General features: G+C 65.8%; 14 protein-coding genes and 1 pseudogene. 9 read left to right on the forward strand and 6 right to left on the reverse strand.

Features of this window, described 5'->3' with window-relative positions; all coding sequences use genetic code 11:
- Positions 1-675 precede the first annotated feature (675 nt).
- On the reverse strand, positions 676-1,014 hold the full coding sequence (locus ACFOSH_RS44390; RefSeq protein WP_378247919.1) for a hypothetical protein: 339 nt from the start codon (positions 1,012-1,014) through the stop codon (positions 676-678).
- Positions 1,011-1,256, reverse strand: coding sequence for a hypothetical protein (locus ACFOSH_RS44395; protein WP_378247921.1), 246 nt, complete (start codon positions 1,254-1,256; stop codon positions 1,011-1,013). The genes ACFOSH_RS44390 and ACFOSH_RS44395 overlap by 4 nt, the downstream gene beginning before the upstream one ends.
- Positions 1,257-1,537: 281 nt before the next feature.
- On the opposite strand from ACFOSH_RS44395, the gene ACFOSH_RS44400 reads away from it, so the two are divergent.
- Positions 1,538-3,841 (forward strand): LuxR C-terminal-related transcriptional regulator, encoded by a 2,304-nt coding sequence (locus ACFOSH_RS44400; protein WP_378247923.1) that lies wholly within the window; start codon positions 1,538-1,540, stop codon positions 3,839-3,841.
- Between the two features lie 776 nt (positions 3,842-4,617).
- On the opposite strand, the gene ACFOSH_RS44405 is transcribed toward ACFOSH_RS44400, so the two are convergent.
- Complete coding sequence (locus ACFOSH_RS44405) at positions 4,618-6,060, reverse strand: cytochrome P450 (RefSeq protein ID WP_378247925.1); 1,443 nt, start codon at positions 6,058-6,060, stop codon at positions 4,618-4,620.
- Positions 6,061-6,781: 721 nt separating this feature from the next.
- Between ACFOSH_RS44405 and ACFOSH_RS44410 the strand changes: the two genes are divergently transcribed.
- Positions 6,782-7,735: a hypothetical protein gene (locus ACFOSH_RS44410; protein ID WP_378247927.1), complete on the forward strand. Its 954-nt coding sequence runs from the start codon at positions 6,782-6,784 to the stop codon at positions 7,733-7,735.
- 27 nt (positions 7,736-7,762) lie between these two features.
- Here ACFOSH_RS44410 and ACFOSH_RS44415 read toward each other — a convergent pair whose 3' ends face one another.
- The 3 genes from ACFOSH_RS44415 to ACFOSH_RS44425 all read right to left on the reverse strand — a co-directional run bounded on the left by ACFOSH_RS44415 (position 7,763) and on the right by ACFOSH_RS44425 (position 10,122).
- Entirely contained in the window at positions 7,763-8,245 is a 483-nt protein-coding gene (locus ACFOSH_RS44415) for a hypothetical protein (RefSeq protein ID WP_378247929.1), read from the reverse strand.
- A 340-nt stretch (positions 8,246-8,585) separates the two neighbouring features.
- Positions 8,586-9,197, reverse strand: a complete 612-nt coding sequence (locus ACFOSH_RS44420) for an alpha/beta fold hydrolase (protein ID WP_378247931.1) — start codon at positions 9,195-9,197, stop codon at positions 8,586-8,588.
- A 688-nt stretch (positions 9,198-9,885) separates the two neighbouring features.
- A complete protein-coding gene (locus ACFOSH_RS44425; RefSeq protein ID WP_378247933.1) occupies positions 9,886-10,122 on the reverse strand; it encodes a hypothetical protein in 237 nt (78 codons plus the stop codon).
- 472 nt (positions 10,123-10,594) lie between these two features.
- On the opposite strand from ACFOSH_RS44425, the pseudogene ACFOSH_RS44430 reads away from it, so the two are divergent.
- From ACFOSH_RS44430 to ACFOSH_RS44460, 7 genes and pseudogenes are all read left to right on the forward strand, one after another.
- Positions 10,595-11,101 (forward strand): annotated as a pseudogene (locus tag ACFOSH_RS44430) (thioesterase II family protein); the annotation flags it as partial.
- Positions 11,102-11,151: 50 nt separating this feature from the next.
- A complete protein-coding gene (locus tag ACFOSH_RS44435; RefSeq protein WP_378247935.1) occupies positions 11,152-12,693 on the forward strand; it encodes an ABC transporter substrate-binding protein in 1,542 nt (513 codons plus the stop codon).
- Positions 12,694-12,788: 95 nt separating this feature from the next.
- Positions 12,789-13,991 (forward strand): cytochrome P450 family protein, encoded by a 1,203-nt coding sequence (locus tag ACFOSH_RS44440; protein WP_378247937.1) that lies wholly within the window; start codon positions 12,789-12,791, stop codon positions 13,989-13,991.
- A 400-nt stretch (positions 13,992-14,391) separates the two neighbouring features.
- Positions 14,392-15,279, forward strand: a complete 888-nt coding sequence (locus ACFOSH_RS44445; protein ID WP_378247939.1) for an endo alpha-1,4 polygalactosaminidase — start codon at positions 14,392-14,394, stop codon at positions 15,277-15,279.
- A 13-nt stretch (positions 15,280-15,292) separates the two neighbouring features.
- Positions 15,293-16,591, forward strand: coding sequence for an ABC transporter substrate-binding protein (locus ACFOSH_RS44450; RefSeq protein WP_378247941.1), 1,299 nt, complete (start codon positions 15,293-15,295; stop codon positions 16,589-16,591).
- Positions 16,592-16,600: 9 nt separating this feature from the next.
- Positions 16,601-17,527, forward strand: coding sequence for a carbohydrate ABC transporter permease (locus ACFOSH_RS44455; protein WP_378247943.1), 927 nt, complete (start codon positions 16,601-16,603; stop codon positions 17,525-17,527).
- Positions 17,524-18,393, forward strand: a complete 870-nt coding sequence (locus tag ACFOSH_RS44460; RefSeq protein WP_378247945.1) for a carbohydrate ABC transporter permease — start codon at positions 17,524-17,526, stop codon at positions 18,391-18,393. The genes ACFOSH_RS44455 and ACFOSH_RS44460 overlap by 4 nt, the downstream gene beginning before the upstream one ends.
- Positions 18,394-18,404: the final 11 nt, after the last annotated feature.

An 18,404-nucleotide genomic window follows, 5' to 3' on the forward strand; every position in this document is an offset into this window, starting at 1 on the left:
GGAACCCGCCCTCGCCGGTTCGTCGACGGCGCCGGATCATCCACCCGGATGACCAGCAGGACATCCGTGAACTGACCTTGAAGCTTCGTTCCCCGCACAGTGGCTCAAAGGAATCCGCCCGAAGTGAGGTCGAACCGGACCCGAGCCCAGTGCCCGAGCCGCCCGAGCCGGGAGAACGTGCCGGTCCGGAAATCCTCGATGCCGAGACGCTACCCGCCAGGCCTACTCCGGCTCTCCTGGCGAACTTGCGGCGACCCGTCACAACGAAACCCGTTGAGGAGGAGCGTGGACGCCCGCGAAGGGCATCTCGTGCACCAGAGCCAGTCCGCGTGCGCTCTCGGCGAGCTTCAGCTCTGGAGAATGCGCTGGAAGCCATGCGAAGCGCCCGGCAAAGTTTCCTGGACCCCGCTCGGCGCGGTCCGGCGAAGGGGATGTCGAACGTGTCAAGTGCCGAAGACCGTCATGGCGACGAGTGCCGCTGAATCACCCGGTCTCCTGCGGCCGGACGGCCCCGCTACCGTCGTCGCCACTGCTCCCGGTTCAGGCCGATGCTTGGACGATCATCGCAGTGGGTGTCGAACCCCATGCCGACGCTGACGAGAAGCGCGTATTGACCAGGGCGACGAGGTGCTGATCGCGGAGCTCCGCAGCTCGACCACTTACAGGACACTCAAGCTAGGCCGCCTCGGCCGTGGAGCGGGCGTCTCGACCAGAGGCTCGAAGGCTGGCGCGGCAGGCGGTGAGAAGGTGGGCAGTGGCCCCGCTCACTCCGCCACCACAACGTGAGCAATTCATCGTCACGACGCCGGCGAGCTCGTCGATGACGACGGTCAACGCCCTTTCGCAGTCACGGCACCACCGGTGCCTGGTGACCGGGTTGACGTGGATGGGGGAGGCCACGCATTGGTGGATCCACCTGCCGTGTACGTGACACGTGACACGATCGTCGGCGTCGAGTACGCCCATGTCCTCGACGCGGTCCTCGAACGCCAGCCGGGCTTGCAGCGCGTTCATGCCGCCCACCTCGACTGCTTCGCGGCGGACCCTTGCTCGAGGCGGCGGGCATGCTCGTAACTGGTCGCGGCGTAGGCCAGTTCCTGAGCGGCATCTGACCCGCCCTGGGCAGCGACCCTCTCGTGCAGCCTGCCCTTCGCTCGATACCAGGCGGCAACGGCTTCGTCCGAGGCGCCCGTGCCGGGTCGGCTCAGGTACAACGAGTTCATCTCAATCACGGCGTTGAAAGACGCGACGGTCATTTCTCTCGCCTCCGACCTCAACCTCGAACGTGACCAGTGGAAGTTGGATCAAGTCTCGTTTGGACAGCGTCCAGGCGCCACCGTGGAGATACCTGAGTACCTACCTGAGTACCTACCTGGCCTGCGTAGGCTGAGTCCGGGTAGCCGGTCGTTCGAGAGGCGATGCTCCGGTCGGCGAGGCTGTCCTAACAGGCTCGTCAGGGCGAACTGCGCCGCGTCGAATTCGGGGCTAGTGTTGCGGAGTGGTGTCCACACGTCAAAGGGGCAACCTACCGGCCGAGATGACCAGCTTCGTCGGGCGTCGGCGGGAGATGGCCGCGGTGAAGAAGGTGTTGCCCGGGGTCCGGATGCTGACTTTGGCAGGCGCGGGCGGGGTGGGCAAGACCCGGCTGGCACTGCAGGTGGCCACGCAGTCACATCGGGCGTTCTCCGATGGGGTGTGGCTTGTCGAGCTGGCCCCGCTACAGGACGGCGCCTTGCTGGAGCAGACCGTGGCCAACGCGGTGGGACTTCGTGATCAGTCCGCGCGGTCGCTGCGTGAGGCGTTGGTGCGCCACCTGCGAGACAAGCAAGTACTGCTGGTGCTGGACAACTGTGAGCATCTGGGAGACGGGTGCGCGGTGCTTGCCGGTGAGTTGCTGGCGGCGGCACCGCGGCTGAGGATCCTGGCCACCAGCCGGCAGGCTCTGCACACCCCTGGCGAGCACATCCTGCCGGTGCTGCCTCTGCCGCTGCTCGATCCGGACCTGGTCACGTCGGGTGAGCTGGCTGCCAATGACGCGATCAGGCTGTTCGTGGAGCGGGCGACGGCGGTGGTGCCCGAGTTCGAGGTCACCGAGACCGACCGGACGACCATTGCGCGGATCTGCCGGAGGCTGGACGGGCTGCCGCTGGCGATCGAGCTGGCCGCGGCTCGCGTGCGGATACTGACGCCGGAGCAGATCCTGCTCCGGCTCGATGACCGGTTCCAGCTGCTCACCTCGGGCAGTCCTGTCGTGCTGCCACGGCATCAGACGCTGCGGGCGGTGCTGGACTGGGGTTTCGAGTTGTGCTCATCTGTAGAACAACAGCTGTGGGTACGGATGTCGGTGTTCGCTGACGGGTGTGATCTGGACGCGGCCGAGACGGTGTGTGCCGGCGAGGGCTTGGCGCAAGACCAGGTGATCGACCTGGTGGCCGGGTTGGTGGACAAGTCGATTCTGGTCAGGGACGACGACGCGCACAGCGCGAGGATTCGGTACCGGATGCTGGACACCGTCCGCCACTACGGCAGAGGCAAGCTGAGGGCCATAGAGAACGACGAGATGCTGCGTCGGCGGCATCGGGACTACTACCTGGCGCTGGCCGAGCAGGGCGCGGCCGACTGGTTCGGTGCCAACCAGCTGGAGATCGCCACCCGGACCCGGCGTGAGCATGCCAACCTGCGGCTTGCCCTGGAATTCTGCTCGAGCACCCCAGGCGAGTCCCAGGTGGGGCTGAGGCTGGCCGCGGCCCTGCACTTCTACTGGTTCGGCTGCGGTCTCGTGGCCGAGGGACGGCACTGGCTGGACCAGATGCTCGCGCTGGACGACACGCCGAGCCAGGCGTGGGCCACCGCCCTGTGGGCCGCCGCCGACCTCGCGGTCGCGCAGGACCATGTCGCCGCCATCGACATGGCCACCGAGTGCCGGCAGTGGGCCCGGTCGCACGGTGATCAGACCGTGCTGGCCCAGACCCTGTTCACGCTGGGAACCGCGGAATGGTCCGGAGGTGACCTGCCGCGCGGGCGGGCTCTGCTGGAGGAAGCCCTGACCGAGTTCGAAGCCCTTGGCAAGCCGAGCAGCACCATGATCCTCGCCCATCACCGGCTGAGCGGGATACTCGCATACAGCGGTGACCTCGACCGCGCGATCGCGCTGGCAAAGAAGGCATGTGCGCTCTGCGACCAGTACGGCGAGCGGTGGGCACGGGCATACACGCTGTTCTCGTTGTCCCTGCCGGAGTGGAAGCGGGGCGAGCTGGCGTCGGCGAGCACGCACGCCAAGGAGGCCCTGCGAGGCATGCTCACCTTCGAGGACTCCTTGGGAGCGGCGGTGCTCGTCGAGCGGCTGGCCTGGATCGCAAGCGCCCGCGGTGAGAGCGAGAAGGCCGCGTTGCTGCTGGGAGCGGTACAAAAGCTCTACCCGTCGGCCGGCGGCAAGCCGCTGGCCAACTTTCCGAAGTTCCGCGCCGCGCACGACGCGTGTGAGCAACAGGCGCGCCGTGCCCTGGGTGACCAGGAGTTCCAGGCCGCATTCGACAGGGGCGCCGGTCTCAAGCGCGCCCAAGCGATCGCCTGCGCCCTTGGCGAGGTCCCCCGGCCCGCTGCCCCGGCACCACCACGGGCTACCGCTGACGATCCGCTGGGGTCGCTGACCCGGCGGGAGCGGCAGGTCGCCGAGTTGGTCGCCGAAGGGTTGTCCAACAAGGACATCGGCACTCGGTTGGTGATCGCCGAGCGCACTGCGGAGGGCCATGTGCAGAACATCCTGGCCAAGCTCGGCTTCACCAACCGCATCCAACTGGCCGGGTGGTTCACCGAGCAACTACGAGACCGGGACCGGTGATGACAGATCTCGCGTTGTCGTAAGACCGTCATCACTGTCGCGGGAACCGGTGCTCGAAGCTTCCAGAGAGGGACATCAGCTCGCCGGATGGGCCGCGACCACTAATGATTCGCTACCGTGAGTGGCGATTCGGGTTCTTGGGCAAGGCAAAGGTGACGCCGGGTGAAGGGTGTGTGGGAATAGGGACGTTGAGTGTCCCTATTTCCACACACCCCCTCCGGACCAGGTGGCCACCGGGCTCCTCGCCCGGGACTGTGTGGATTTCGGGTCATCCAACGATGCTGTTGGCGAATTCGTGGCTAAGCGAAAGGACCTCCGGGTCGTCGCGTGATCTCCGCCATGACACGCGTGACTGGAGGGAGATCACGCGTGTCATGGCGGAGATCACGCGTGACTGGGTGGAGAACACGCGGCCCAGTCCGACCGCGGCCGAGTTCTCCATCCAGTCACGCGAGTTCTCCGTCCGAACACACGTGATCGCCGTCCAGTCACGCGCGTGGTCCCCAGCAACACGCCAGGAGAGTTTCGCTTGGCCACGAATTCGCCAACAGCATCATCCAACGCACCAAAATCCACACAGCGAGGGCCGCGGTCCGGCACTACGCCACACTGTTCGGCGTACCGCGCGCCCAGCCACCCATCACGTGTCGCGAAAGGTCCGGCGCTGTCGGCGAATTCGGGTCCTGACAGGACCGCGAGCGGCAGGTGGGGTTCATCCAGCGACGAGTGACCAGACTCCATCACCCATTTACGGCGCGAACTTCCGACTCGCGACACTAGATGAGCCATCCCGGTCGCTGGGTCGGCCTGTGGTTTCCGTCAGGTGTTCGAACCGATCGACCGTCGAGGTCGACGGGCCTCGAGCACTTCTCCGCTCCGGACGGTCGCCGAAGGACAGTGCGCACGCGCAAGCCTCGTGCTGTCAAGTTGGCCGCCGCGCGAGGAGGGAGAGGACTGCCGGCCACCGGTTCGAGGCGCCAGCGCGACGCGATGGTGGCAAGGGCGAGGACCATCTCTTGGTAAGCGAAGTCGAGGCCGATGCATTGACGGGCGCCCGAGCCGAACGGGATGAATGCGTTGCGGGAGGGCATGGGTAACTCGGTGTTCTTCCACCGATCGGGGTCGAAATGCTCCGGATCTTCGTACAGGTCGCTTCGGTGATGGACGAGCCATGGGCTGAAGGCGAGGACCGTGCCGGCCGGGAGGCGGTGCTGCCCGAGGTCGGTGTCGGTGGTGACGATGCGTAGTGGCGCGAAAAAGAGCGACGGGTACATCCGGAGGGACTCGGTGACGATGCGTTGAGTCAGTTCGAGCTTGGCCAGAACGTCGGAGCTAGCAGGCTTGTCGGCCAGCAAGACGTCGATCTCGGCGTGTAGCCGGTCTTGCATATCGGGATGCTCGGCCAGTACGTGCAACGCCCATCCCAGCACGCTCGCGATCGTCGCCGTGGGTGCGATGAGGAAGGTGATGGCGTGGTCGACTATCGCGCTTTCGCTGAGGACAGGTTTGCCGTCGGCTCCTGTGGTGAGCAGCCGAGCCAGCACGTCGTCCTCGCCGGTACCGTCGGCCCGGCGACGTTCGACGGCGTCACGGACGGTCTCCCGGACACGCTTGAGGGCAGCGTAGTAACGACGGTTGGTCGGGGTCGGGAGCCGGTCGGCGACGGGTGGCCTTGCCATTCGTTGGGCGATTCCGACGAGAACCGCGGTGAAGTCGTCTGCGGTTTGATCGGCTACGGCGGGGGCGAGGGTACCGGAGAACAGTGCCTCCACCGCGACGCGGATCGTAAGCCTGCGCATCTCGGCTGGTACGTCGAACACTTGATCGTCGCGCCAGTCGCCGATGACGGAGTCGATCGCGGCAGCCATTTTCTCGCCGTAGTCCTCCAAGCGGCCGGGGCGGAACAGCGGTTGGAGCAGACGGCGCGGGTGTCGGTGCCGGCTTCGCGGGCAGGTCGCGAGGCCGTCGCCGACCAGCGGCGCGACCAAATCGACGAGTGGCCCGCCCTTGTCGAAGGTGCTGTCGTCGGTGAGCACCTGCTGGGTCAGTTCGGGGTCACATACGAGGACGACGGGGTTGGGGCCGAGTCGGAGTCCGATCAAGTCGACATCTTCGGGAAGGGACTTCAGGAAATGCATCGGGTCACGGGACAGTGCCCGTGCGTGGCCAAGAAGTGGGACTGCTCCCCGCGCCAGGGGAATCGCACGGTCGGTCTTCACGGATCACTCCTTGTCCGGAGGATGCGACCCGCGACCTTTTGGTCGCGGGCTTCTTCTTGTCTGTGTCGAGTATCTGGCTGTTGCGGTCAAAGCGTTCGGTCGAGATACATCGCGTTCCATTGTGGATCAAGCCGCGACCCGCGAACGTCCGTCTCGTCGAACAGCGGTCCCGTCGAACAGCGGTGCGAGGCGGCCGTGCGGCAGTCACCTGAGCAGGTCTATTCTGTCACTCCGAGCACAAAAGCGCGCCTCACTCACACGAGGAGCCTCCATCGAAACCCGGAGCGGTTCACTTGGTCTGGTGTTCTTGCTCTGGAGCACGGCACGGGTTTAGCTTTGCGTCGCCGCTTTGTCGAGGGGACGGAGATATGGCGTTGCACCGACTTCCGGCTTCACTCGCACCAACGGCCATCCATTACATCTCGCCGAGGAACCCGCGTTCACCGGTCTGCACCGCAGTGCGGGCCGTTATTTCAGCCGAATGGATCAGCGACTCGGGTTCCGGCCTGCCGATCGGCGCCGCACTGTCCCGTTCTGTGAACGACGCCCCAGACCGCTTGGGCGTGGCGCTTCAGACGCCACCGTCCCGGATGGATCGGCATCGGCTACTCGATCGTGACCGCGGACGACGTCGACATGATCGTCAAGCTCACCTCTGTGTCGGCGAACACCGTGGGCGGAAGCGCGCGATCGCCGACGCATTCCAAGGAGGAATGGATCGATGACAACCGCACTACACCAGGCCGAAGGCGCTGTCCCGGCGGACGGCCGCGATCCCCACACCGCGCTCACCCTGCTCTACACATTGCGTCGTCGCCGGTCGGTTTCGGTCGACCACTTCTACGCCTATTGGCGCGACGTCCACGTGCAGGTCGCATGTCGGCTTCCCGGTATCCACTCCCTGTGGACCCATTGGGTCTCCTACGACGAAGGCGACCTCTGGCCGAGGGTTCCGGGTGTCGACTGGTGGCTGCCGGAGGAATTGCGCTTCGACGGTATTCCCGAGCCGACGTTCCTCACCGACGAGGACGTCACCCGCTTTGTCGCCAACATCGGGCCGCTCATCCAGGACGATCCGGTGATCTTCGAGGAGACCGTCGGCTACAGCTCGCTCGGCGACGGCTCGAGCACCGTCGTCGACCGCCTCGCCGACCCGGCGCCGTGCGGTGACCCTGGCGTGTTGCGACTGATGGTTTTTCTTCAACGCGCCGACGGTGTGACACCGGACGCGTTCCACGCCTGGGTGGCGGACGAGTTCGCGCCGGGGTTGGCACAGGATCCGTGCATCCTCAAAGTCCGTCGCCATCTCTTCGAGCCCTACGAGGACCCTGGCGAGGTAGCGGACCACAGTGCCCGGTCACTGTCGCATCGCAAGGCGTCCGAGCACCAGTACCACGCGGCGCTCGAGGTTGTTCTGCCCGATCGCCTGGCGCTGTCCCGGTTGTCGGTGGGGGACGCCTGGCGAAGCATGATCGCCGGCCAGCAGGAGGCCTTGCGAGGGGCACATGCCTTTCACGCGCCCCGCACGTACTGCATGCGTTTCAATGGTGAGCTGACAACGGCGGGCTTGCGGACAGCCGGTGTAGCCGAGCTGATCAAAAGATTCGGGGCAGTCAACCAACTCGCACCCGAGGTGAGTCATCTCATCGAGACCGGCCGCCCACTCGGTGGCTGAGAGAGCGCATGAACCGGTGCTCGGGTCTTACGCGGCGCTGCGGTCGGCGTGCCAGACAGGCCACTCCGCGACTATGTCGGCCAGTTCGCCAAGCAGCAGATCGCCGTCGAACAGCGCATCGTCCGTGGACTGTGGCTCTCGCAGCCAAACCGCCGCGTTGGGCAGTTCGAGTCCGCACGGAAGTCGCAGATCACTGCTCTCCGGCAGCAACTGAATCGCCTGGCCGGGCGCCACGCGCCAGTGCCGTGGACGGGTGACGAGAAAGACCCAATGGCTGTTTTCCTCCATCAGGCGGAGTACTCCACCGTGGAAGCCGGCTGACTCGACCCTTTCGAGCAACGGTCGTGCCAGGTCGGCGGAGACGGCCAGTGCCGCCATGGTGGGCGGCAACGAAAGCAGGACGGCGGCTCCGGCGGCCCGGACAGGCCAGCCGAAATCGCTCCAGTAACTCAACGTCGCCGACCGGACGGCGGCGTTGATGTCGGCATTGACTGATGCGAGGCTGGTCATCTTCCACTCCATTCAGCTGTGTCAGGCGTGCGGTTGAAATGCCGGCCCGTGGTCACTCATCGCAAGTGCGTCGCTGCTCCGGGACTGAAACCAAGATGACCGATGGTTCTTCATGGACTCTCTAATCCGCTCCGTGCCCAAGCGCCTGACAGCGCTGAGCCACTCGGGCGCATGATCGAGAGGAGTGAGAAGCCATCGATTGGCGAAATGGTCGACTACACGGTGTTACCGGAGATGGCGGCCTGTCAGTCAAATATGGTGCGAGGTTTCGACTCCGGCTTCCTGTGGCGTGAAGGGGACCACCCCTTGCCCTTGCTGACTCTTGTGCTCGGCAGCGGTATCAGGCCGCGGACCGGCGATCGGCGCCGTCGTGGACGGCGGGCGACACGCCGGTGACCATGTGCACGAGTTCGTCCACGACCGTCGCCAGGATGCTGGGATCCCAGATCAGACCGCCATGACTCGCAGGTACTTCCCGGTGACGTGCGGCCGGATCGCAAGAGCTTCTCCAGTCGACGACGCGGTCGTCCCGCGAGTACATCGACAGGAAAGGCAAGGACTCCGGAAACGGGGCGGTGAGGTCGGCCCGCAGGCCTGCGCAACACGCCCCCCAACGACAGCCGGGTCGAAGGAGCCCGGGCACGCCGAGTGCCCCAGCAATACCAAGGACCGCGACCTGCGCGAGCAGTAACGGATGGACAGCGAGCATGCGAGTCAGCGGAGCTCCCAGGGTGATCAGGCCCCGCAGAAGCTCTGGCCTCCGTACCGCCACGGATCGGGCGAGCTGTCCGCCGCGGCTGTGCGCGATGACCACGGCCGGAGCGGACTCCGCCTCGGTCAAATCCGCCAAGGCGTTCTCAATCATGCGCGCGGTCATCTCGCCACACCCGATGCCGAGGCGGACCGGAGCGATCGCGACCTGACAATCGAGCCGTCGCAGCAGATCTCGCATGGGAGTGAACAGGGCTGGTGTGCTGCCCAGCCCTCCCACCAGCAGAACGGGAGACCCGCCATGTTCGACGGTGGACAACGCCACACGGCGTGCTGTTCGAGCGCATGGCGCTGAACGACCGCTTGAGCCTCGTGCAACAAAGGTAACCGTGTGATCGCGACCAGGCTGGCCAGCAACCCGAGTCGACGAACTCCAGTCGATTGCGACGGTGCGTTCTGGTGTGGCTCGGCAGGCTCGGTTCCGACGGCCCCTTCGGCTTCGGTCGTGTGCCAGGCCGGATCGAGATTCTCCATGGGCGCTCCTCCCAGGCGAAAGATCCGCCCCGGCGTTTCCCTGTCCAAGGCAAGATTGTCAGATCCGGCGCCGCAAAACCCGGTTCTGACAGCCGATGTGCACCAAGGTCGAGAGGAGCTGCACCAATGGCTCCACTCCGGGATTCGGACAGGTGGCTTGTGAGCGTCCGGCACCTGTCGACGCGTTGACCGCGGCAACTGTTCGCGCGACCTGACGATTCTCTCACCGCAGTGGTGGTGATCGTCGCTCTGCTGTAGGCAGTGGGCCGGAACCTCGCGTTCTGGGCGCTGCCTGTCGTGATCATCGGGACTGTAGCACTGATCTCGGTCGTGGGAGCACTCCAGTCACGCGCGGCCGATCGGTTGAGCGAGCGCAACTTCGCGAAGCTCATGGTTCAGGCAACCCCGCCGCCCCAGGCCCAGGCCGCGCGTAGCGTCGTGATCAAGGCTTCGTCGTCGGCGAAGGTGGGATTCTCTCCGACGGGCACCCAGGTCGCGGCGATTGCCCGGCCGGAACAGGAACGGACCAGAGCGAAGCCGTAGTAGGCCAAGATTTCCCGGGTGCCGTCGGTGTTGTCGAACGCAACAGAGCGAGGGGCCCAAAGCAACTGGACAACACGATCCGTCCCCATCTACCGGCTCCTCCTGTCGGTCATTCTGATAGGTCGGCCCGTTCGCCTCGTCCGTAACAGACTTGTGTGTCACAGCGGGCGCGTCAGCACTTGATGGTGTTCGACCGGTCTATGACCCGCGCACAAAAGTTGCACTTTGAGCATGCCTCTTTGCCCGATAGTCCCCAATCGCTGGACCGGACGGGTTGTCATGACGGGTGCGCTTGATTGCGTGGGCCAACCTGGGTTCCGCATGGTTCGACTGAGTGCGGACTGTCCGCCCGGAGGGATCGCATCTCTTGGCGTGCAAAGGATTCGGTCGGGAGGTTGACAAGTCGAGGGATTTCCGACGTGTTCACCGCCACAGTAGATGAAATCGACTCTTGTCAGATAGCGGGCGACGGTGCTCGGCACGGTGAAAATCTTGATCATTGTGCGTGACCTTCGAGAGGGACTTGTTGTGATCAGGCGGACCAAGTGGTTGCGCTGTCGCGTGCCCCGGCCATTGGCCATGGCTCGCGTGGTGCACCCCGGCAGGGAGGACCGGCTGGTCGAACCGTTCACAGCGGGGATGTCAACGCTCGCTGAGAACCTCGCCTCGGACCTGGTCTCGCTGGACGACCGGCCGATCGTCCTTTTCGGACACAGCCTCGGCGCACTCGTGGCCTATGAGGTGGCTCGGACCCTGGAATTCCGGCATTGTGTGACGTCCGCGCGGCTCGTGGTTTCAGGACGTCGAGCACCATCGGATCCGCAGGGTGGAGCGATGCACTTGATGCCGGACGATGCCGTGGTGAAGGAACTCGTCGGCTTTGACGGCACGGACGAGGCCCTGTTGGAAGACCCGGACGCCCGGTCGGTCCTCATGCCTGCGATCCGTGAGGACTTACGGCTCGCCGAAACATACCGGCAGGTGCCGGGTATGGAGCCCAGCTGCCCTGTCACCTCGGTGATCGGGAGCGAAGACACCGAGGTGAACGTCGCTCAGGCGGAGCGCTGGGCCGCACGGCGCAATCTTTCCGCCCCGCTGAACTCACGGAGGGAATTCCCATGTCCATCAACCGTCGTGTCGTGTTGCGAACGGCCGGGCTCGCGGCAGGCGCGGGGATTTTGCTCAACGCCTGCAGCGCGGCCACTCCCACGACCGGACCGGGGGAGAACACCGGTCCCGCCGTGCCCCGTCAAGGAGGTGCGCTGGGCGCGGTCTTCACCGGGGGCGGGGCAGCCGAAAGCCTCGACCCGTTCGGTAGCGGTTCGCCCGCCGACTTCGTCCGTGGCGACGTCGTGTTCGATTCGCTGTTCACACTGAGACGCGGCAGGGTCGCACCCGCGCTGGCGACAGCGGTCGAGGTCGGTCCGGGAGCAACCTCGTTCGTGGTGAGGCTGCGTGAGGGCGTCAAGTGGCACGACGGTTCGTTTTTCACCGCCGACGACGTCATCTACAGCTTCCGCTTCATGAGTTCCCCCGATCGGGCCTACCTCAGTCAGCTCTCGGCGTACTTCGACTTCGACAAGGCCCAGATCCGCGACCGGTTCGCGGTCGTGGTCCCCACCCGTCAGCCGGTAGGCGATCCGGCTCTGTTCCTGGCGGCTTTTCCCGGCAAGATGGTGAAGAACGGAGCCACCTTCACCGGCGCCACGGCCATCGGCACCGGCGCGTACCAGGTCGAGGCTTTCAAAGCCGGCCGTGAGTCACGCCTCAAACGGTTCGACGGTCACTGGGCGGGCAAGGCCCCGGCGGATGAACTGGTGCTGCTGAGCCTGAGCGACCCGCGGGCCAGGGTGAACGCGGTCGTCACCGGCCAGGCCGACTACGCGGGCGATATCCCTTTCGCCATGGGGAAATCCAGTCTTCCTGAAGACTTCGAGATTCGCACGGCGGGGGAGACGAACCGGACGGCCTACGGGTGGGTGCTCAACACGACCATCAAGCCGTTCGACGACCCGCGGGCGCGTAAGGCGGTGCGGTTGGCGGTTGCACGGCAAGAGTTGGTGAACGCCGTCCTTCTGGGCTACGGGACGCCCGGCAACGACCTGCTGTGCGCCGAGTCCGAGCACTTCATGTCGCGCGCACCGCTGGCTCGCGACGTCGACCAGGCCAGGGGGCTGGTCAAAGAGTCCGGTGCCGACGTCGCGGAGATCGTGATCCGCACCGCGGAGTGGGAAGTCGGCTACAACGCGTCCACTCAGTTGCTGGCCGAGCAGCTCAAGGAGATCGGGCTGAAGATACGAGTGGACATCGTGAGTCCGCAGGAGTTCCTCGAGCCGAGCGCGGTCGCTGCCGCGAACGGGATCGCGTTTTCCAGCGGCGCGGTCCCGCTGGCGGTGATGTACGGCAGGCTCGGCGCTGACCCGTCGCTCGCTCTGAACGACGACGGGTTCACCGCGGCCTTCCGCAAGGCCATCGCCAGCGCGGACAAGGCCGAACGTGCCAAGGCGTGGGACGAAGTCCAGGAGGTCATGTTCGACCGGGGCAACACCGTGGTGTGGGGCCAGGCCGACGTGCTGAGCCTCGCGCGCAAGACCGTGGCGGGGATCGAAGTCCGCGATCAGGCCAAGTACCCCTACCTCGGCAAGGCCGGCCTTGTGTGATCCGTTCTTTCCCGCGACGGCTTTCGGCATGCGTCGTCCTGGTGGCGCTGCTGACTTTCGTCGTGGTTGAACCGTTGCAGCATAAGGAGAAAGCCATGAACAAAACTGGACCGCTCGTGCTCGGTGACGACTTCGTTCAGGACGGGCACAGAGTCGGGGCGAAGCTGCGTGAGTGCGCACCGATCCGCCCTGTCGTGTTGCCCAGCGGTATGCCCGTTTGGCTGGTGACCGGGTACGAGGAGGCCAGGGCTGTCGCGGCCGATCCCCGTTTCAGTAGCCACCGGGTGTACGACCGGATGCATCGGATGGCGTTGGGCGGGTACGAGGAGAGTCCGTTTTTCGGGGACTTCGCGATGAATCTGCTCGATCTGGACCCGCCTCATTACACCTGGCTGCGCAAGCTGGTCGCGAAGACGTTCACCGGCCGGGCCATCGCGCCGCTGAGGCCGCGGATCGAGCAGATCGCGGACGAACTGCTCGAGGCGATGTCGGGCCGGGATTCGGTGGAGCTGCTGGAGTCGTACGCCTACCCGCTGTCGATCCGAGTAATCATCGAGCTGCTGGGTGTGCCGTTCGAGGACCACGATCGGTTCACTTCGTGGTCGAAGACGATGGTCGACGGCGGGGTGACCGAGGTGGCGGGCGCGGCGACGAGACAGATGGCGGGTTACCTGTACGGGTTGATCGCGGCCAAACGGAAAAGTCCTTCCGACGATCTGCTCTCGCGGCTGGTGTATGCCACCGAGGACGGTGACCGGCTCGATTCGGCGGAGTTGATCGCGGTTTCGGTCGTGCTGCTGATCGGTGGTTTCGAGACCACGGTGAACTTGATCAGTGGTGGTGTCCTGAGCCTGTCTCGCCATCCTGACCAGCTCGCGCTGTTGCGGGGGGACCGGAGTCTGATGCCGGCAGCGGTCGAGGAGTTCTTGCGGCACGAGACGCCGAATATCCTGTCTTCACCCCGGTACGCCACCGAAGAGGTTGAGATCGCGGGTGTGGTGATCCCGGCGGGTGACTTCGTCATGGTGTCGTGGCTGGCGGCCAATCGCGATCCGGCTCGTTTCACCGACCCCGACCGGCTCGACATCACCCGGCCGCGGGGCGGGCATCTGGCGTTCGGTCATGGTGTGCATTTCTGTCTCGGGGCGCCGCTGGCCCGGCTGGAGGGCGAGATCGCCTTCGGGTGTCTGCTGGACCGGTTCGCCGACATCGAGGTGGTGTCCGCCGTGGACGATCTGCGCTGGCGTGACAGCACGGCCATGCACGGCCTCGAATCCCTGGTGCTGAGGCTGCGATGACCGCCGACTTCACGCAGTGGCTCATCCCCGGTTCGTTCCTGTCCGCCGGGCCGGGTGACGCCGGATCGGACGAGTCGTGCAGCTCGGCGGCCAGGACACCGACGTCCGTGACTTCGGGACGGTCGCTCATGGCGTTCAGGGTTGTGGCCGACCGACGCGGTCGCAGATCGTCAGCGGCCGATGGATCACCCAAGAAATCACCCATTGTGCTCGAACATGTCCGTAGGATCACCTAAAAGTGCACTATCGAGCACTTGACATTTTCGATGATGCTCATATTTACTGCTGAGCACGTCGGAATGGACGCCCCGACGTCAGAGGTACGCCCAGCCGGTATGTCGGCCTTCGCTGCGAGCCCGGACTGAGTCGCCAGGACGTGTATGTGGTCTGAGGCGGGGTCGTGCCCACCCTCATCCGGAGTTCGATGATGCACACTTCCCGCGTTCTCGCCGTCGCCGCCCTGTGCGCCGTCGTCGTCGTGGCCGGCGCCGCCTGCTCGGCTACGGTCGAACCCGAACCCACCTCCACGCCCGCACCCCCGCCCGCACCCCCGCCCGCACCTGCACCCACGCCCGCACATGCCTTCGCCCCGCCGCCGGTCAAGGCCGGTTTCGATTATCAGATCGGCAGCCCCTACGCGCCGCCATCCGGGGTTCGGGTCGTCAGCCGCGACCACACCGCCCCGCCCGCGGCGGGCCTCTACAACATCTGCTACATCAACGCTTTCCAAGCCCAGCCTCGCGCCGAGGGGGAGTGGGGAGACCTCGCGCTCCGCGGCGCGAACGGCGCCATCGTGATGGACGTGGAATGGGGCGAAGCCCTGCTCGATCTGCGGACCACGGACAAGCGGCAGCAGGTCGCGGCGAAGGTGAACGGCTGGGCCGATGACTGCGCGGCGAAGGGTTACCAGGCGATCGAGCTCGACAACTTCGACAGTTTCACGCGCTCGAATGGCCTGCTGTCGGACGGCGACGCCCAGGCCTACATCCGGTTGCTTTCCGCTCACGCTCACGAAAAGGGCCTGGCGATCGGGCAGAAGAACGCCTCGGAACTGGCCGGGCAGCGCCAGGCCAACGGGCTGGACTTCGCCGTCGTAGAAGAGTGCGGCGAGCAGGACAACTGCGATGAATACATCCCCGCGTACGGAGACAACGTGATCGCCATCGAGTACACCGACGCCGGTCTCGCCAACGCCTGCGACAAGTGGGGCGGTTCGCTCAGCATCGTCCGCCGTGACCATGATGTCCTCCCCGCGGGCGCGTCCGGTTACGTCCGCAAGACCTGCTGACCAGGAGGATGTGATGGACGTCCGTGGCTCGTCCGCAGCCTTGAACCGGCGGGGTTTCTTGCGCGGGTTCGGCGGACTGACACTCTGCGCGACCATGGGAGCCTGTGCCCCGGCGCCGGCCGGAAGCACCGGAGGCCCGGTCACCGTCGAGATCTGGCACGGCCAGACCGACACCGGGAAGAAGGTCCTCGACGTGCTCGTCGCGGACTTCCACCGGACCCATCCCGGAATCCGGATCGATCTCGGCGGCGGCGTGCTCGCCGACGCGATGCTGCAGAAGATCACCGCGGCGCTCGCGTCGGGATCCTATCCGGACATCGCCTACGTCTTCGGTCCGGATCTGGCCAGTGTGGCGCGGAGCCCGCAGGTCGTCGACGTCACCGATCTCGTCGACGCCGGACCCGGTTTCTGGGCCGTGGCGCGGGACGCGGTGACGGTCAACGGCCGGATACGGGCCGTGCCGTCGGCGCTCGATTCGCTGGCGGTGGCGTGCAACAAGGCGTTGTTCGAGAAGACAGGGACGCCGTTGCCTTCCGCGGGATGGTCGTGGGCCGAATTCGTCGACACGGCGAGGAAACTCACCGATGCCGGCAGCGGAACCTTCGGCACCGGCTGGCCAGGATCGGGTGACGAGGACACCGTGTGGCGGCTGTGGCCGATGGTGTGGGACCTCGGCGGTGACGTCATCGGCGCGGGCGGCCGCGGGATCGGGTTCGCCGACCAGGGCGTGCGAGCGCTCGAGGTGGTCCGCGACCTCGCCGCGGCGAAATGCGTCTATGTCGACCCGAAGCCCGGCGGCGAGCAGATGTACCAGGCGTTCACGGGTGGCAACATCGGCATGGTCGTCACCGGGCCCTGGCAACTGCCCGACATCACCGAAGCCCGGATGGACTACGAGATCGTGCCGCTGCCGAGCTTCTCCGGCCGTCCGATGACCATCTCCGGCCCGGACACCTGGACGGTCTTCGACAACGGCGAGGACCGTGTCCAGGCCGCGCGCACCTTCCTGTCCTGGTTGACGGATCCGGCACAGGACGTCCGCTGGGACATCGGCGCGGGTAGCCTCCCGCTCAGCCGCCGGACGCAGGAATTGCCCGCATGGCAGGAGAAAACCTCCGAAACACCGGGTCTGCCGGTGTTCGTCGGCACACTCGAGTACGCCAAGGTCCGGCCGGTGCATCCGGCCTACCCGCAGGTTTCGGCGGCGCTCGGTACCGCGATCGTCTCCGTGTTGCTCGGCGAGGCCACACCCGCCGACGCGCTGCGCGAATGCGCGAAAGCGGCGGACGCCGCTCTGATCATCCCCCGATAGGGAGCCGTCATGCCCGGATTGCCGAGACCGATCACCGTCATACCCGTACGACGAACCGCGAAAAGCCGTCGACGCCGCGAAACCGCGATGGCGTGGACCTATGTCTCACCGGCCGTGCTCATCATCCTCGGTCTCGGGGTGGTGCCCGTCGCCTGGTCGTTCGTGCTGTCGTTCCAGGCCGACGACCTCGTGACGCCGAGCCGGTCCGTCGGATTCGACAACTATTCGGCCCTCGCTCAGGACCCGCATTTCGCCCAGGCTGTCGGGAACACCGTGCTGTACACGGTGCTCTACGTTCCGCTGAGCATCCTGTTCGGATTCCTGCTGGCGCAGGCGCTGAACCGGCGTATCCGGCTGATCGGGCTGTACCGGACGCTCGTGTTCGTCCCGTTCGTGCTGTCGGCGACGGCACAGGGGGTGCTGTTCTCCTTCATCCTCGACCCGCAGTTCGGCGCGGCCAACTCCCTGTTGCGCCACCTCGGTCTGTCACCGCAGGGATTCCTGACCGATCCGGGGCAGGCGCTGCTGGTGCTGGTCGGGATCACGCTGTGGAGCGGGACCGGGTTCTGTGTCGTGGTCTACCTCGCCGCGTTGCAGGATGTTCCGCCGTCGTTGATCGAGGCCGCGCGGCTGGACGGCGCGGGCACCTGGCGGGTGCTGTGGCACGTGACGCTGCCCGCGGTCACCCCGATGACGGCGTTTCTCGTGCTGTGGCAGCTGATCACGTCGCTGCAGGTGTTCGACGTGGTGTACGTGACGAGCAAGGGCGGTCCGCTCGGTTCCACCACGGTGATCGTCTATTTCGTCTGGGAGCAGGCGTTCAAGAACTTCACGGCCGGTTACGGCGCGGCTTCGGCGTATGTGCTCGCACTGGCCCTGCTCGTGGTCGTGCTCGTCGTCCGCGTGCTCCGCCGTCCTTGGAAGGCGCTCCGATGACCGCCCGGATCGGCGGGTCTGCACCGCGTGTCCTGCTCGCCGCGCGGCGGCCCCGGTTGCCGTTCGATCCCTGGCATCTGCTGTTGGTGCCGCTGGCGGTGGTGTTCGCGGGGCCGCTGGTGTGGCTGCTGCTCAGTTCGGTGATGAGCAACGCCGAGATCAACCGGTTCCCGCCAGCGCTGTGGCCGTCCGAAGTGGACTTCTCGGGTTACCGATACGTGCTCGAAAACGCGCTTTTCCCGCGCTGGTTCACGAACTCGCTGATCGTGTCCGCGGTGACCGTGCTGTCGAACCTGGTCTTCGGCACGCTGGGCGGGTACGCTTTCGCGCGGATGCGGTTCGCCGGCTCGCGCGTGCTGTTCGCGCTGATGGTGGCCACGATGGCGATCCCATTCCAGTTGACCATGATCCCGATGTTCCTGGTGATGAAACGGCTCGGCCTGATCGACAGTCTTGGCGCGCTGATCGTGCCGTCGCTGGTGACACCCTTCGCGGTGTTCCTCTTCCGCCAGTTCTTCTTTTCCCTGCCGAGGGAGCTGGAAGAGGCGGCGTGGATCGACGGTTGTTCGCGGCTGCGTGTGCTGCTCACGATCGTGTTGCCGCTGTCGCGGCCCGCGCTGAGCACCGTGGCCGTGCTGACCTTCCTCAGCACCTGGAACGACCTGACGTGGCCACTGATCGCGCTGAACCACGACACCAGCTACACCTTGCAGCTGGGCCTCACTACCTTCCAGGGCCAGCACCACACGAACTGGTCCGCGGTGATGGCGGGCAACGTGATCACCGTGCTGCCGGTACTGCTCGCCTTCCTCGGCGCACAGAAGACCTTCATCCAGTCCATAACATCCAGTGGCCTCAAAGGTTAGGACGCCCTTTC

It is taken from the genome of Amycolatopsis speibonae (genome assembly GCF_042647925.1).
GTDB classification, from domain to species: domain Bacteria; phylum Actinomycetota; class Actinomycetes; order Mycobacteriales; family Pseudonocardiaceae; genus Amycolatopsis; species Amycolatopsis speibonae.